Source organism: Pseudarthrobacter sp. NPDC055928 (genome assembly GCF_042270935.1).
Classification (GTDB): Bacteria; Actinomycetota; Actinomycetes; order Actinomycetales; family Micrococcaceae; genus Arthrobacter.
The window spans coordinates 73,655-89,327 of sequence record NZ_JBHJZH010000008.1 but is presented as its reverse complement, the minus strand read 5'-3'; the positions used below and the strand labels follow the sequence as shown (position 1 = coordinate 89,327).

At 64.7% G+C, this 15,673-nt stretch carries 15 protein-coding genes and 1 pseudogene; 5 read left to right on the top strand and 11 right to left on the bottom strand.

Features of this window, described 5'->3' with window-relative positions; all coding sequences use genetic code 11:
- The first annotated feature begins 5 nt into the window (after window positions 1-5).
- The gene (gene iolB / locus ACFC25_RS11920; RefSeq protein WP_376045324.1) at window positions 6-899 is read left to right on the top strand and encodes a 5-deoxy-glucuronate isomerase; all 894 of its coding nucleotides are present in this window, start codon (window positions 6-8) and stop codon (window positions 897-899) included.
- A 64-nt stretch (window positions 900-963) separates the two neighbouring features.
- Here the strand turns inward: iolB and ACFC25_RS11915 are convergent, their stop codons facing one another.
- The 9 genes from ACFC25_RS11915 to ACFC25_RS11875 form a co-directional block, all read right to left on the bottom strand.
- Window positions 964-1,998 carry a Gfo/Idh/MocA family oxidoreductase gene (locus ACFC25_RS11915; RefSeq protein WP_337346386.1) on the bottom strand — a complete coding sequence of 345 codons (1,035 nt, stop codon included), beginning with the start codon at window positions 1,996-1,998 and terminating at the stop codon, window positions 964-966.
- Window positions 1,995-2,780: a TIM barrel protein gene (locus ACFC25_RS11910; protein WP_376045322.1), complete on the bottom strand. Its 786-nt coding sequence runs from the start codon at window positions 2,778-2,780 to the stop codon at window positions 1,995-1,997. The genes ACFC25_RS11915 and ACFC25_RS11910 overlap by 4 nt, the downstream gene beginning before the upstream one ends.
- Entirely contained in the window at window positions 2,780-3,868 is a 1,089-nt protein-coding gene (locus ACFC25_RS11905; protein ID WP_376045320.1) for a Gfo/Idh/MocA family oxidoreductase, read from the bottom strand. Before ACFC25_RS11905 ends, ACFC25_RS11910 begins: the two co-directional genes overlap by 1 nt.
- Before the next feature lie 37 nt (window positions 3,869-3,905).
- Window positions 3,906-4,382, bottom strand: a complete 477-nt coding sequence (locus ACFC25_RS11900; protein ID WP_376045318.1) for a Gfo/Idh/MocA family protein — start codon at window positions 4,380-4,382, stop codon at window positions 3,906-3,908.
- Entirely contained in the window at window positions 4,379-5,377 is a 999-nt protein-coding gene (locus ACFC25_RS11895; protein WP_376045316.1) for a Gfo/Idh/MocA family oxidoreductase, read from the bottom strand. Before ACFC25_RS11895 ends, ACFC25_RS11900 begins: the two co-directional genes overlap by 4 nt.
- A 107-nt stretch (window positions 5,378-5,484) precedes the next feature.
- Window positions 5,485-6,411 (bottom strand): ATP-binding cassette domain-containing protein, encoded by a 927-nt coding sequence (locus ACFC25_RS11890; protein WP_337346381.1) that lies wholly within the window; start codon window positions 6,409-6,411, stop codon window positions 5,485-5,487.
- An 11-nt stretch (window positions 6,412-6,422) separates the two neighbouring features.
- The gene (locus ACFC25_RS11885; RefSeq protein ID WP_337346380.1) at window positions 6,423-7,478 is read right to left on the bottom strand and encodes an ABC transporter permease; all 1,056 of its coding nucleotides are present in this window, start codon (window positions 7,476-7,478) and stop codon (window positions 6,423-6,425) included.
- A gap of 52 nt (window positions 7,479-7,530) precedes the next feature.
- The gene (locus ACFC25_RS11880) at window positions 7,531-8,526 is read right to left on the bottom strand and encodes a substrate-binding domain-containing protein (protein WP_337346379.1); all 996 of its coding nucleotides are present in this window, start codon (window positions 8,524-8,526) and stop codon (window positions 7,531-7,533) included.
- A gap of 140 nt (window positions 8,527-8,666) precedes the next feature.
- Entirely contained in the window at window positions 8,667-9,686 is a 1,020-nt protein-coding gene (locus ACFC25_RS11875; RefSeq protein ID WP_376045314.1) for a LacI family DNA-binding transcriptional regulator, read from the bottom strand.
- A 152-nt stretch (window positions 9,687-9,838) separates the two neighbouring features.
- Here ACFC25_RS11875 and ACFC25_RS11870 point away from each other — a divergent pair, with 152 nt between their 5' ends.
- The 4 genes and pseudogenes from ACFC25_RS11870 (at window position 9,839) to ACFC25_RS11855 (ending at window position 13,204) form a co-directional block, all read left to right on the top strand.
- Window positions 9,839-11,017 carry a Gfo/Idh/MocA family protein gene (locus tag ACFC25_RS11870; RefSeq protein ID WP_376045312.1) on the top strand — a complete coding sequence of 393 codons (1,179 nt, stop codon included), beginning with the start codon at window positions 9,839-9,841 and terminating at the stop codon, window positions 11,015-11,017.
- Complete coding sequence (locus ACFC25_RS11865; RefSeq protein ID WP_337346376.1) at window positions 11,014-12,033, top strand: sugar phosphate isomerase/epimerase; 1,020 nt, start codon at window positions 11,014-11,016, stop codon at window positions 12,031-12,033. Before ACFC25_RS11870 ends, ACFC25_RS11865 begins: the two co-directional genes overlap by 4 nt.
- A 149-nt stretch (window positions 12,034-12,182) precedes the next feature.
- Window positions 12,183-12,878 (top strand): annotated as a pseudogene (locus ACFC25_RS11860) (Gfo/Idh/MocA family protein); the annotation flags it as partial.
- A gap of 101 nt (window positions 12,879-12,979) precedes the next feature.
- Window positions 12,980-13,204 (top strand): Gfo/Idh/MocA family oxidoreductase, encoded by a 225-nt coding sequence (locus ACFC25_RS11855; RefSeq protein ID WP_376045528.1) that lies wholly within the window; start codon window positions 12,980-12,982, stop codon window positions 13,202-13,204.
- 99 nt (window positions 13,205-13,303) lie between these two features.
- Here the strand turns inward: ACFC25_RS11855 and ACFC25_RS11850 are convergent, their stop codons facing one another.
- Together ACFC25_RS11850 and ACFC25_RS11845 are read right to left on the bottom strand one after the other, a co-directional pair.
- Complete coding sequence (locus ACFC25_RS11850; protein ID WP_376045310.1) at window positions 13,304-14,743, bottom strand: sugar porter family MFS transporter; 1,440 nt, start codon at window positions 14,741-14,743, stop codon at window positions 13,304-13,306.
- A 29-nt stretch (window positions 14,744-14,772) separates the two neighbouring features.
- The gene (locus ACFC25_RS11845) at window positions 14,773-15,645 is read right to left on the bottom strand and encodes a sugar phosphate isomerase/epimerase (protein WP_337346373.1); all 873 of its coding nucleotides are present in this window, start codon (window positions 15,643-15,645) and stop codon (window positions 14,773-14,775) included.
- Window positions 15,646-15,673 lie beyond the last annotated feature (28 nt).

Genomic DNA, 15,673 nt, shown 5'->3' with positions numbered 1-15,673 from the left:
TATCTATGACTAACTGGGTCTACCCTCTTGGCAGCGCCGCCGACGGCGGTTGGGACGTCTCGCTCGGAACTTCTGATTCACCCCTGGCAGTGGAGGGCTGGGCCCACACAGGGCTGAAAGTCGCGACCCTCGCGGCCGGTGCCGCCCTCAAACTCCCGGCTGCCGGAGAGGAGCGGATAGTGATTCCGCTCAACGGTTCCTTCACGGTCACGGTCGACGGTGAAGACTATGTGCTGCAGGGGCGCGCTTCCGTGTTCCACGGCCCCAGCGATGTCCTGTATTCGGGAACTGGCCGCGCCGTCACCGTCAGCTCCGACAACGGCGGCAGGTTCGCCGTTGCAACGGCCCCGGCCAAAGCCTCCTATCCCACCCGCCTGGTCACCGGGGCGGAGACACCCGTCGAGCTGCGCGGAGCGGGCAACTGCTCCCGCCAGGTTCACAACTTCGGCACGCCGGCAGCCCTTGAGGCCGACCGGTTTATAGTGTGCGAGGTGCTCACCCCGGCCGGAAACTGGTCTTCCTACCCGCCCCACAAACACGATGAGGAAAAGGACGGCGAGACGAACCTCGAGGAGATCTACTACTTCGAAACGCAGGTGGCCGCCGGCTCCGCGGCGCCTGCCGACGCTGATGCCATCGGTTATCAGCGGGTTTATGCCTCGGACGAGCGGCCCATCGATGTCTCGGCGGAGGTCCGCACGGGCGACGTTGTGCTGGTGCCCTACGGCTGGCACGGCCCCGCGATGGCGGCCCCCGGCTACGACCTGTACTACCTGAACGTGATGGCCGGCCCTGGCCCCGTCCGTGAATGGCTCATCAGTGACGACCCGCATCATGGCTGGGTGCGCCAGAGCTGGGACGGCGTGGACATCGATCCACGGCTGCCTTTCACAGCTTAGGGATCAACAAAAATGCCCCTCCGGAACAGATTCCGGAGGGGCATTTTGCGTCGCAGCTGCACGCTCACCTGGCTACGCTGATAGCCACCTTCACCGCAACGCCAGTGGCGAGGGACTCCTGGGCAGCGTCCGCCACCCGGGACGCCGCCACCGCGTCCTCCGGTGTGCAGGGGTTGTCCCGCCGGCCCAGGGTGAGTTCCACAAAGGCCGCCATTTCGTCGCGGTAGGCCGCATCGAACCTCTCGGCAAAGGTCCGGTGCGGCTCACCTGCAGGAAATCCAATGCCGGGTTCCGCCGAGGCCAACGCGGTTTTGTCATCCAGCCCCACCATCAGCGACCGCAGGGACCCTTGGATTTCCAGGCGGACATCATGGCCCGCCCCGTTGTAGCGGGTGGCGGAGACTGTACCCACAGTCCCGTCGTCGAACGTCAACAGCGCGAGCGCGGTGTCCACATCCCCCACGGCGCCGATGGCCGGGTCCCCGTTGTTGGAGCCCTTCGCATATACCTCAACGATTTCGCGGCCCGTCAGCCACCGGAGGATATCAAAATCGTGGACCGAGCAGTCCCGGAACAGGCCGCCGGAGCTGGCCAGGAATTCCACCGGTGGCGGCGCCATGTCGCACGTGACTGCCCGCAGCGAGTGGATCCAGCCCAGCTCGCCGGCCTGGTAGGCGCGCCGGGCCTCAAGATAGCCGGCATCGAAGCGGCGCTGGTGGCCGATCTGGACCACGCCGTGCCGGTCCCTGATGTAGTCCAGTACCGGGAGCGCATCCGCCACGTTCATGGCCACCGGCTTTTCGCAGAAGACCGGGATTCCGGCGTCTACCCCCGCCTTGATCAGCTCGGGGTGGGTACCCGTCCCGGTGGCCACCACCAGGCCGTCCAGCCCGGAGGCAAGCAGCGCTTCCACTGACGGGAAGAACTCCGCGCCCAGACCGCCCGCGACGTTCCTGGCGTGCTCTGCGGCGACGTCGGTCAGCCGCAGCCGGACGTTGATGCCCTCCGGATTGAGCACCCCGTTCAGTGCGGCGATGTTGTTCGCGTGCATCACACCGATCCGGCCCACTCCCACAAGGCCCAGAACGACGTCTTTCATAGTTTTTCCGCCGAATAAACGTTGAAGGCAGCCCGGAACGCGTCCAGGGCCGCGTCGCTGTCGCTCTGCGCCCAGGCTTCCATGCCCACCGTGCCGTCATAACCGACCTCGGCGAGCGCCCTGGCGACGGCCGCGTAGTTGATTTCCCCTGTCCCGGGTTCGCAGCGCCCCGGGACGTCGGCCACCTGGATCTCGCCGATGAAGGGCAGGGCCGTCCGCACCAGCTCAATGAGGTTCCCCTCCCCGAGTTGGGCGTGGTAAAGGTCCAGCATCAGCTTGGCGTGGGAGTGCCCGGCGGCCTCAACGAGTGCCAGCGTGTCCTTGGCGCGTGCCAGCGGGATGCCGGGGTGGTCAAGGATGGTGTTGAGGTTCTCTAGGCAGAACGTCACGCCGTATTTTTCGCCCAGCTTGCCGAGGCGTTCCAGGGTCCGGGCACCGGTGCTCCACATCCGGCCGGTGGAACGGTATGCAGGGCGGGCCGCGTGGCCGTCGATGAGTTCTGCCGGGTGCACCACCATGCGGCTGACGCCGAGTTCCAGGGCGGTGGGGATCAGCGATTCCGCCGTGCGCACCACGTCATCGGCAGTGTCGGGGTCCACCACGCTGCCGGAGGTGTACCCCGTCATGGAGGAAAACACGGCACCGGTGGCCTTGAGCGCGCTGATATCCTTGGTCCGCGAATCCCACAGCTCCACATCGAAGCCGGACTCGTGGATCCGGCGGACGCGTTCCACAAACGGAAGGTCCGTAAAGACCATCTCAGCGCAGACTGCAAGGCGCATCAGACGGCCGCCGTCTGGTCGACCGAGACCGGGGCGCCGCTCTTGACCGATTCGATGCACGCCAGTGCCATGGCCAGCGCACGGCGGGCATCTGCGCCATCCGGGGTGACCGTAGAGCCGGACGACGAGGGCGGCATGCCGTCGAGCCGGGCACGCACCGCATCGGCGAAGTCGGCGAGTTCGTCCGTGTAGGCCTGGCGGAAAAGCTCAACATTGAGCCTCGGAGTGTCCGCGGAGAGCCCCTCCGCCGTGTAGCGCCGGGCCGCTGTTTCCGTGACGCGGCCGGCCTGGACCATGCCCTTGGAGCCGAAGACCTCGCCGCGGATGTCGTACCCATACAGCGCGCTGAAGTTTGCCTCGGCGACGGCCACCGCACCGTTGCTGTAGCGGATGGTCACCACTGCTGTGTCCAGGAAACCCGCGTCGCGCAGGTCAGGCTCTACGAGCGCGTCCGCCACGGCGTAGACCTCCACGGGCTCGGCACCTTCGTTGAACCAGTTGAGGGTGTCGAAGTCGTGGATGAGGGTCTCCAGGAAGATGGTCCAGGCCGGGACCTTGGCAGCGTTGGGGATGCTTCCGTTCCCTGGATCGCGGGTAAGTGAGCGCAGGAGCTGCGGTGTTCCGGCGATGCCGGCGACCAGATCCTTCTTGGCGGCCCGAAAGTCATCCGCGTACCGCCGGTTGAAGCCCACCTGGAAGTGCACGCCGGCTTCTTCCACTGCTGCGAGGGCGGCGTCGAGCTCATCGAGCCCCTGACCGGCCGGTTTCTCGCAGAAGACGTGCTTTCCGGCGGCAGCGGCCTGGGCGATCAGTGACGAGTGGAAGCGTGCGGGACTGGCGATCACCACAGCATGGATCTCCGGGTCCGCCAGGATGTCTGCTGCGTTGGCCGTCACCTGTGTGGTGCCCAGCGCGCGGGCGAGGGTCTGCGCGGATTCCAGATTAGGGTCCGCAATGGCCGCCAGGACGGCGCCGGGGACGCGGCGGGCGATGCTTTCGGCATGGAATGCCCCCATCCAGCCGGAGCCGATGAGTCCGATCCGTGCGGGTGCCTGGACTGGAGCGGGGTTGTGGGTGAGATAGGCCATGGGCTGGTCCTTTCGCTGGTCATAACGTGGGGGTGGATCAGTGCCGGAGGGTGTTTCCGGAGTGAGTGGTCTCGCCGGGGATCACGGCGACGCCGCAATGCCAGCTTCGCCGGGGAACACCACGCCAAGCTGCCGGCGGATCTCGTCGGCCACTTCCAGGGTGCGGATAGAGGCTGCGAGGGTCCGCTGGCCGGATTGCGTGCTGCCTGCGGCAATGGCGCGCGGCCGCGTGGTGGCCCGTGTGCGGTGTGCAGACGTAAACGATATCGATGTCCGGGGCGGCGGCCAGTTCCTCATAGCTGCCGTAGGCCGCAGCCACGTCGTACGTTTCCGCGAAGGCCTTGGCACGGCTCAGCGAACGGGATCCGACAGCCGCGATCACCTGCCCGGTGTTCGTCTGGATGGATTCGGTGAAGCGTTCGGCAATCCAGCCCGGGCCCACGATGCCCCACCGCAGTACGGGGGCAGCCCGGGATCCGGGCACCCGGGACTGCGGGAGGGTTGCAGCGCTCATGCGTAGCTCACTTTCGTAGATGCGCCGTCGCTTTGCAGCGACTGGATCATGGCTTGGGCAACAACAGAGGCGTTGAGTCCGTCCTGCGCGCCGGCGAGGGTGGGCTTCTCTCCTGCGGCGAGCGCGGAAATCCAGGCCTGCAGCTGCAGCCGGTACGCGTCGGCGAACCTGGGGCGCCAGTCCGCTGGGATCTGCGCCTGCCTGGTTCCCTGCTGCTCAAAGCCCAGCAGCGCCGAATCCTGCAGGGCAGTGGTGCCACGCTCGGAAACGACCTCGCAGCGGGTGGTGTAGCCGTACTGCGCATTCAGGTACAGCTCCAGGGTGGTGAGGGTCCCATCAGCGGTGCGGAGCGTCATGAACGCGGGATCCCGCAGTCCGGCCCCGGCGTTTCGAGTACTTTTTCCGGCCTGCCACGACACTTCCGTGATGGGAGAGTCCAGCAGCCAGGGGATGATGTCCAGCTCGTGGATGGCTGAATTGGTGATGGCCGATTCTGAGGTTGCACCGGGAGCCGCAGAGGCATTACGGCTGATGCAATGGACCATCAGGGGCTCGCCCTGCGCCCGGTCCTGCACGGCCTGCCGCAGTGCGACGTAGCCCGGGTCGAAGCGCCGCATGAAGCCCAGCGAGAGCAGGGACGCTCCCGTTGCAGCAACCATGTCGGCATCGGCGGCCACCACCTCCAGGCTTTCCAGGACAGTAGGGGCCAGCGGCTTTTCGCACAGGACCGGCATCATCGCTTCGAAGCACTGCAGGACCAATCCGGCGTGCGTGGCATCGTGCGAAGCAACCACGACGGCGTCCACGTCGCTGGAGTTGATCAGCTCCGCAGGGTCAGTGGTGATGCGTGCGGACGGCGGCGCTGCCGCGGCGGCTCGGTCGGCGTCGAGATCTGCCACAAAGGTGACTTCGGCACCCCCGATGGTGGTAGAGAGGTTCCTGATGTGGTCCGCGCCCATGATTCCGGCGCCGATGACGCCTACCCGGATCGGCATGGTGTTCCCTTCGTGTGTGTTCGTGTGTGCGTGGTCCCGGGCCGGTGCGCACAGGCATGGCGGGGTCCTCTGGAGGGATATCCGGAGCACCCCGCCGGGTGCTGCCGCTAGGCGTGCTTTGGGGCGCCGGCCTTGGCTGTGTCCGTGACTTCGGCGACTTCGGCCTGTACCTCCTTGACGACGTCTCCGTGCCCGCCGAGTTGTTCGAGTTCGTGGGCGAGTTCGGCGAGTTCGGCGCCTCCGGCCATCTGGGCAGTGAGTTCGTCGAGGGTGATGTCTTTTTTGTCGTAGTAGCCGATCGATTTGCCACGCTTGAGCAGCAGGAACCGGTCCCCGACGGGGAAGGCGTGGTGCGGGTTGTGGGTGATGAAGATGACGCCGAGTCCGCGGTCGCGGGCCTGCAGGATGTAGCGCAGGACCACGCCGGACTGCTTCACGCCCAGGGCCGCCGTCGGTTCGTCCAGGATCAGGACCTTGGCACCGAAGTACACGGCGCGGGCGATCGCGACGCACTGGCGTTCACCGCCGGAGAGCTGGCCGATGGGCTGCTCGACGTCGCGCAGGTCGATGCCCATTTCGGCGAGTTCCTTGAGCGTGATCGCTTTCATCTTCTCGACGTCCATGCTCTTGAACGGCCCCCAGCCCGAGGTCAGTTCCGAGCCGAGGAAGAAGTTCCGCCAGATCGGCATCAGCGGCACCACCGCGAGGTCCTGGTAGACGGTGGCGATGCCGGCGTCCAAGGCGTCCCTGGGGGAACTGAATTTGCGTTCCTCGCCCATGATGTTCAGGACCCCGGCGTCGTGCTGGTGCAGGCCGGCGATGATCTTGATCAGGGTGGACTTGCCCGCGCCGTTGTCACCCAGGACACAGGTGACGCGGCCGTTGTCCACGGCCATCGTCACATCGGACAAGGCGATGATGTTGCCGTAGTGCTTGCCCACCCCGTCCAGGGAGAGCAGGTGCACCGGGGTGTGCGTGAGCGGGTCCCGTTCATTCTGGAGCAGGGTTTGCTGGTCAATCTGGTTGGCATTCATTCCCGGCCCCTTTACTTGAGTTCCGCGCGGCGTTTAACGATGAGGTTGACGATGGTGGCCAGCAGCAGCATCAGGCCCAGGAAGAACTTGAACCAGTCCGGATTCCACTGGGCATAAACGATGCCCTTGTTGGCCATGCCAAAGATGAACGCGCCGATCGCCCCGCCCACAGCCGAGCCGTAGCCGCCGGTCAGCAGGCACCCGCCGATCACCGCGGCGATAATGTAGAGGAATTCGTTGCCCACGCCCTCACCGGACTGCACGGTATCGAACGCGAATAAGTTGTGCATTCCCAGCACCCAGCCGCAGAACCCCACGCCCATGAACAAACCGATCTTGGTCGCCTTGACCGGGACACCCACGGCGCGGGCCGCGTTCTCATCCCCGCCAACGGCGAAGATCCAGTTCCCCACGCGGGTCCGCATCAGCACCCACGTAGCTACCGCGACCAACGCGATCCAGATGAACACCGTGATCTTCACATCAACCCCGGCGATGGTCACGGAGGACGCGAACACGGCCCGGGCAGAGGCGAAACCATCCATCGTGGAGATCGAGGGTGAGGACACGGACCCGCCGATCAAACGGGTGAGGCCCAGGTTCAGGCCCGTCAGCATCAGGAACGTCGCAAGGGTCACGATGAAGCTCGGCAGTTTGGTCTTCATCAGGATCCAGCCGTTGATGTAACCGATGCCCACCGAGACCACGAGGGCCAAGCCAACACCGACCCACACGTTGGTGCTGAAGTACCAGCTGAACATCGACGCCGTCAGCGCCGAGGAGATCACCGCCACGCCGGTGGAAAGGTCAAACTCCCCGCCGATCATCAGCAGCGACACCCCCACCGCCATGATCCCGATCGTGGAACTGCCATAAAGAATGGTCGCCAGGGCATTGGGCTGCGTAAAGGTAGAGGACACCAACGCGAAAAAGATAAAGAGGACGATCGCGCCCACGAGGGCACCGACCTCAGGCCGGCCCAACAGCTTCTGGAACGCACTGCGCGTGGCCACACGTTCGTCGGACACTGCCGACTTTGTGGTTGTTTTTGTCTGGGTAATGGTCATGAGAACTCTCCTTGCTGCCGGGCCGGCGTTCACCGGCCCGGCCAGCGGGCTGTTAGCGGATACCCTGTTCGGCGAACTTCAGGACATCAGCGGCGTTGGACTGGTCGACGATGGCCGGGCCCGTCAGGACCGACTGCCCGCCGCCGAGCTTGAATCCGCCCCGCTTGTTCTGCCACAGCGCGTCCACTGCACCGTAGCCCTGCAGCCATGGCTGCTGGTCCACCGTGAACAGCACACTGCCGTCGGAAACTTTTTGGGCCAATTCCTTGTTCAGGTCGAAGCTGGCAACCTTGGCCGAGCTTCCGGCGGTAGCCACAGACTTCAGGAGCGTCAGGGTAATGGGAGCACCCAGGCCGATGATGACATCAGCATCCTTGGATGCCTGCAGCTTCGCGGTTGCCGTCGATTCAACGGACGTCATGTCCGCTCCGTTGACGTAAAGAATTTCCGTGCCGGGAACTTTGGCCTTCACGCCGGCGCACCGGGCTTCGAGGCCCACGTGGCCCTGCGCCTGAATGACACATACCGGGTGCTTGTAACCACCCTCTGCAAGCCTTGTGCCCACTGCCTGGCCGGCAAGCTGCTCGTTGGAGCCGAAGTGGGTGAACGCTCCCAGCTGCGCGGAGGCCGATTCGCCGGCGTTGAAGCTGACAATCGGAATGCCTGCATCAGTGGCTTTCTTCAGCGCCTCCTTTAAGGCGTCGGGCGTGGCCAGGGTAACCGCAATGCCGTCCACCTTCTGGTCAATGGCCTGCTCGATCAGCTGTGCCTGCCGTCCGGCCTCCGGATCGGAGGTGTAAAGCAGTTCAACGTTGTCCTTCGCGGCTGCCTCCTCGGCACCCTTGCGGACCGTGTCCCAGAATGTGTCGCCCGCGGGAGCATGGGCGATCAAAGCGATCTTCATCCGCTCCGTCGTGGCAACCTGGCCGCCACCACCGCCGTTCGCAGCTTCTGGGGTCCGCCCGCCGGTGCTCGAACATGCGCTCAACGCCATCATCGGTACTACTGCCGCCACCAGTGCAGCCTTGCGCCAAGAAAAATTAGCCACCTAAATCTCCTTTGATCTCTCAGGCTCCGGGCCGCCACTCTGCAGCCCTCGGAGCACTGTCTACCTCGATCATGGTGACCCGGCTCACCAATGTCAATAGTTTGTCCTGACATTAGGATGTTTTAACGTGAGACGTCCTCCTACGCCTGGTGCACACGCCGCGCCGTAGTACCCCGAACCACCAGGGTGGGCTCGATCAGCCTGCGTTGCGGGCCAGTAGCGGGCTCCTGAATGCGCGCCAGCAGCGCGTTCGCCACATCCACTCCCACGAGGTCACTACGGTTGTCCACCGACGTCAGATCCAGATATCGCGACTTTGCCAAGGTTGAGTTGTCGTAGCCGATTACGGAGATGTCGGCCGGGACAGCCAGGCCGCGCGCCTTGATCGCACCGAAGGCCCCCAGTGCCATCGTGTCGTTGGCGGCAAAGATGGCGGTGGTGTCCGGATGGTTGTCCAGCAGCCAACACGCCGAGGCGTAGCCGTCCTCCTCGGACGTGCCACCCGCGTCCCCAACGATCCGTTGTTCAGCGCCGGCCTCCTGCAGCCGCGCGCGGAAGCCTTCCCGCCGATGGGCAGCGGCGCCGCCCGACCCGGTGAGGTGGCCGATCCGCCTATGACCGAGCCCCAGAAGGTGATCCGCCGCCATCGCGCCGCCGCCGTCGTCGTCATTGGTTATGAGATCGGCGCCGGCTGGCACGCCGTCGCGCCAGCCGGCCACCACCGTGGGCACCCCCGCCCCGCTCAGCATGGACGGGCTGGGCTCCGCAGCGATCACCAGCCCGTCAACGTGCATGGCAAGCAGCCCGTCAACGGCTTCCTTGATGCGATTCTCCCCCGGCCGGGAGTCGGCCAGCATGACCTGATAGCCATGCTCGGTGAGCGCGGATTCCATACCCCGGAGCAGGTCGACGAACCAGAGGTTCCGGTAATCGTCAATGACCAGTCCAATGCTTTTGGTCCGGCTGCTGGCAAGCGTCGTCGCGGCCCGGCTGGGGCGGTACCCAAGGTCCGATATGGCCGCTTGGACGGCTTCGCGCCGCTTCTCGCTCACGCGCACGGGATTCTGCAGCACCAGCGAAACCAAAGACGGCGAGACGCCGGCCTGCCTTGCTACGTCGTAGATCGTGGGGCGTCGCGTCTTGGGGCGATTCAACGTCATCGGAAGTGCCTCTCTTCTCTGGCTACGAGGATATCTGCCGAATGATTGACAGGACATATGAACATAGTTACGCTCGAATCCAGCGTACAAATTGTAGCGCTACAAAATGCCGTAGAGTGTCCCGCCGCGGCTGAATTTCGAAGGAGAAATCAATGGCTGAAAGCCTAGGCGTCGCCGTCATCGGTGCAGGCATGGCCGGCAAGGCCCACGCTGCCGCTTACCGCACAGCATCTGCCCTGTACAGCCCTGTGCTGCCGCCGGTGCGGCTGGTCTCAATCGGCGACGTCAACGCCGAGTTCGGTTCGTTGGCCGCCCGCCGCTTCGGCTACGAGCGCAACGACACGTCCTGGCAGGCAATCGCCGAAGCCGACGACATCGACGTTGTCAGCGTCGTCATCGCCAACTCCCTCCACCGCGAGGTTGTCGAAGGCCTGCTGGCCGCGGGCAAGCATGTCCTGTGCGAGAAGCCGCTGAGCGACTCCTTGGCAGATGCCCGCGCCATGGCAGATGCTGCCCGGAACGCCGGCAGCATTGCCCGGATCGGTTTCACGTTCCGCCGTACCCCCGGCATCGCCTACATTCGGGACCTCATCCGCAACGGTGTCCTCGGCAACGTCCTGCACTTCAGCGGCCGCTACTGGACCGACTATGGCTTCAGCCCCGCCGCCCCCATGAGCTGGCGCTACAAGGGCGGCCCCGGCTCCGGTGCCCTCGCCGACGTAGGAAGCCACCTGACGTACATCTCGGAATTCCTGTGCGGCGACATCAAGTCCGTCACGGGCGGGCAATTGAGCACCGTCATAGGGAAGCGCCCGCTGCCGCTCGCCGCCGTGATGGGCCACGACCATGTTGCCGTCAGCGATACCTTCGAAGCCGTCGAGAATGACGACTACGCAGCGTTCAACGCGGAGTTTGAAAACGGCGCCGGCAGCTTTGAAGTCTCCCGCGTCGCAGCCGGGCACGCGAACAGCCTGCAGTTCGAGGTGTTCTGCGAAAACGGTGCCGCAAAGTTCGACCAGCGCCGCCCCGCTGAAATCCAGCTGTTCCTCAACGACGGCTCAGGCAATCAGAACGGCTACCGCCAGGTCATCCTCGGCCCGGGCCACCCCTACATCGCCGGCGGCCTCGCCATGGATGCTCCCGAGGTCGGTTTCGGCCAGAACGACGCCTTCGGCTACCAGGCCCGGGCATTCCTCGAGGAAGTTGCCGGCATCAATGAAGAGGAATCCCTACCCCGCTGCGCCAGCTTCGACGAAGGTGTGCGCAACATGGAACTGCTCGGCGCGGTAACCGAATCCGCCCTCAACAACGGAAAGAAGATCACGCTATGAAGCTCGGCGTGTACAACGCGATCCTGCACGACCGGCCGCTTCCCGAGGCACTGAAGGTCATCGCAGACCTTGGCCTTACCGGCATCGAGATCAACACCGGCGGTTTCCTGCCCGCCGTCCATGTACCCACCATGGATCAGATCCTCGAAAGCGACGCCGCCCGGGACGACTACCTCGCGATTTTCGAAGGCACCGGTGTCTCCATCGCCGGACTGAACTGCAACGGCAATCCGTTGCACCCGAAACGTGAGATCGGCGAGAAGCATGCCGAGGACATCCGCCGCTCCATCAGGCTGGCGCACCGCCTCGGCCAGAACCGGGTAGTAACCATGTCCGGCCTGCCCGGCGGAGAACCCGGCGCCACCACGGTCAACTGGGTGGTCAACGCCTGGAATTCAGCGGCACTGGACGTGCTGGACTACCAGTGGGACGTAGCTGCCCGGTTCTGGAAGGAAACCGATCGCCTCGCCGCCGACCATGGCGTCAAAGTCGCCCTCGAGCTGCACCCGCAGAACATCGTCTTCAACACCGCCGATGTCCGCAAACTCATCGAGCTCACCGGCGCCACGCATGTCGGCGTCGAACTCGATGCTTCCCACCTCTTCTGGCAGCAGATGGACCCTGTGGCCGTTGTCCGCGAACTCGGCCCCCTGATCTTCCAGGCAGCCGCGAAGGATGTCAGGGTCAACACTGAAAACGCCGCGCTATACGGCGTCCTGGACAACAGCTTCCGCAGGCTTGCCCCGGACGAAAACCGCACCAACCTCGGCGGCGACGAGTGGGCAAACGAGTGGCCCAAGAACTCGGCCTGGGACTTCGTGGCTCTGGGCCGCGGGCACGACACCGCCTTCTGGACCGAATTCCTGCGGGCGTTGCACGAGGTGGACCCGGACATGCTGGTCAACATCGAGCATGAGGATGTGTCCTTGGGCCGGATCGAGGGCCTCGAGGTCGCGGCCAAGGTCCTGCGGGACGCTGACGCGGCGCTCTCCGCATCGCTGAACCTGACGGCCTAGCCTCCTGGCACCCACGAGGTCGCCGGAACACCGCCAGCTCGCCGGAGATTTCCGGCGAGCTGGCGCGCTTCCGGCGAACTCGGCATCGGGGCACGCCCGGAACACCCCTAGTACCCCCGAACAGCCTTCGGAGAATAGGACCACTGCAGATGCGCATTGGCATAGTCGGCTACGGAGCAGGCGGCAGATACTTCCATGCACCGTTCATTGAAGCCGCCGCCGGAGTGGAACTCGTTGGCGTCGTAGCGCGTTCAGGCACGAAAAGAGCCCAGGTCGAAGCAGACTTCCCCGGACTGCCGGTCTACGCGAGCCTCGCCGAGCTGCTGGACGCCGGCGTGGATGCGGTGACCATCACCACGCCACCACACACCCGCCAGGAGCTTGTCCTGGAAGCCATCAAAGCGGGTGTGCACGTTGTGGCAGACAAGCCCTTCGCCGCCAATGCGGACGCTGCCCGGGAACTGGCCGTGGCCGCGGACCATGCAGGTGTTGTCCTGAACGTCTACCACAACCGGCGCCGCGACGTGGACATCCTCACGCTGGCGAACGTCTTGGCAGCCGGGGAACTTGGTGAGTTGTGGCGGATCCATTCGACCATGGACCAGGACAACGCGGACAGCCTTGAACTTGGGGCCAGCGGCGGGCTCCTTCGGGATCTCGGCAGCCACCTGGTTGACCAGATGCTGTGGCTCCTGGGACCGGCGACCCACGTGCACGCAACACTGGACTGGACGGACCGTTTCGGGGAGCGGACTGACTGCGGCTTTGTTGTCACCTTGACGCATGCATCCGGTGTCGTCTCCACAGTGTCCGCCAGCAAACTGAACCATTCCGCCACCCGGGAGTTGCGCGCATACGGCAGCAAGGGCAGTTACGTGGCCTCAGGTGCCGACGTCCAGGCGGACGCCGTGTTTGCTGGGCGCAGGCCTGCGAACGAACCCGCAACGTGGGGCATCGATGCGGCCAAAAATTGGGGAACCCTGGCCACAAGGGAGGCCCGCAGGGTCATTGCCCCTGCGCAGGGAAATTACGCCGGCTTTTTGCCGAGTTCGCCCGCGCGGTCCGCGGCGACGGGCCGGAACCCGTTCCCGCATCGGAGGGGATTCAGACATTGGAGGTCCTGGACGCGGCCCGCCGCAGCGCGCAGGAAAAAGTGGTGATCGCGCTCTAGCACCCACAACGCACCCGCCGGCCCGCACCGCGAGGTACAGGAATAAACGCCCGACGCCGGCCGGCGTCGGGCGTTTGTTGCTGCCTCATTTTCGGCGCCCTAGACGGGCACGCCCGAGCGTTGCTTGAACAGGTGCTCCAGCTCCTCCAGCGATTTATCCTTTGTCTCCGGAACGACGCGCTTGACCCAGACAATGGCGGACAGCTGCAGTGCCACGAAGATGAAGAACGTCGCCGAAACACCGATCCACGAGACCATCTGCGGAAACGAGAACCCGATCAGGAAGTTGATCATCCACAGCACAAAGACGCAGATGCCCATCGCGATGCCGCGGACGTGCATGGGGAAGATCTCGGACATGGTCAACCATGTGACGGTACCGATGCAGCCCTGCATGGAAGCCAGGAACGTCACCATAAACAGCAGCACAAGATAGCCGCGTAACGTGCTCTCCGGCAGGAGCATGGAGACGAGCGCAATGGCCGTCAGGGAAGAAGCGGTGCCGCACAGCCCCACGATCAGCATGGGTTTGCGGGGTACGCGCGTCATCAGGTACATGCCGATGATCACGGCCACAACGGACGTCACGCCGTTCAGGACGTTGGCGATCAAGGCGCCCTGATCGCCGAATCCGGACGAGGACAGGATGGACGTCCCGTAGTACATAATGGCGTTGACGCCGCTGATCTGGTTGATGATGGCCATTCCCAGGCCCACCACGAAGATCCTGCGGATCCAGGGCACGGTGAGGTCCCTGAAGGTCCCGAGGTTGGCCTTGTAGTCCTCCCTGGCCGCTTGCCGGACCTCGTCGAACTCTGCAGAAACGTCGCCGGCGGCCCGGGTGGACCGCAGCACGTCAAGGACGGCCCCAAAACGGCCGGCGGACGCCAGCCAGCGCGGGCTCTCCGGCAGGACCAGCATCCCAAACCACAGGACCACGGCCGGGAGCGTGGCGATAACCAGCATCCAGCGCCACACATGCGTTTCTTCGGGGAAGGCGTTGCCGAGGACGGCGTTGAACGTGAAGGCCAGGAACTGGCCGGTAACGATCATCAGTTCGTTTTGCGTGACGATGCGGCCGCGTTGGGCTGCCGGCGACATCTCGGCGAGGTACACCGGGACAATCACGGAGGCACCGCCCACGGCCAGGCCCAGCAGGGTCCGCGCCGCAATGAGCAGTTCAGTGCTGGGTGAGAGGGTGCAGGCGATGGTGGCCACCACGAAGATCAAGGCCAGCCCCATGATGGTCTTTCGGCGGCCGAAGCGGTCCGAGAGCCGTCCCGCGCTGATGGCGCCGAAGGCCGCACCGAACAGGAGGGTGGAGGTGACAAGCCCTTCCGTAAGCGGGGTCAGCCCCAGGTCCCTCTGCATAAACGGAAGGGCGCCGTTGATGACGCCGGTGTCGTAGCCGAACAGCAACCCGCCGAAGGTGGAGAACAACGCTACCTTCCGCATGAACTTCTTCGGGTTCGGGTTGGTCGCACCGACGGCCCGGGCGGCGTCGGTGGCAGCGGCCTGGACTGTCGCGGATTTTGTCATGGTTCCTTTGTCTAGTTCCGTCCCTGCCATCAGTTGGCCTTCGCGACGTAGTTGCGCATGGTCTCCAGTTGGTAGCGGGACACGTCGTCGGCGTTTTCATCCTCGGCGAAGACGCTGGACACCATCACGGTGTTGTCCTTGGCCAGGAAGCCGATTTCCTTGAGCCCGCCGAAGAACTCGTCCCAGTTGACGTCGCCGTCGCCGATCTTCAGGTGCTGGTGCACGCGCACGGCGTTTCCGGGTGGGTTGGTGATGTACCGCAGGCCGTGGGAGGCGTGGTGGTCCATCGTGTCCGAGACGTGGACCAAGCGCAGCTTGTCCCCCGCTGCGCGCATGATGTCAAGGGGTTTGTTGCCCATGTGGAATGTGTGTGAGGCCACGTAGACCATGCCGATGTTGGGCGAATTGACACCGCGGATGACGCGGATGGCGGCCAGGCCGTCTTCGACGAAGTCGTCCGGGTGCGGGTCGATCAGCACATCCAGTCCCTCGCGTTCGATGATCGGGAGCAGTTCCTCCATGGACCGGTAGAAGGCGCGTTCGGATTCCTCGGCTTTTTCCGGGCGGCCGCTGAATTCGGTGTTCATGGTGCTGACGCCGAGGTCCACGGCGATGCGGATAGCGCGTTTCCAGTAGCGAACGGCCGCTTCGCGGGCATCCTCATCGGGGCCGGACCAACGCAGCACGGGAAGCACTGAGGCGATTTCGACGCCGGCGTCCTTGCAGGCCTTGTTCATCTGAGCCACGAGCTCGTCGTCGGCCTTGGGGTGGTTGTAGAAAGGGATCATGTCTGCATGCGGCGTCAGTTGCAGGTACTTGTAACCGAGATCAGCTGCCACGCGCGGAAATTCCAGCAGGCTGTGGCTGTGATGGTACGGGGTGGGGTCGAGGGCAATTTTCACGTGGGACACTCCGTTGTGGTTCAGTCGG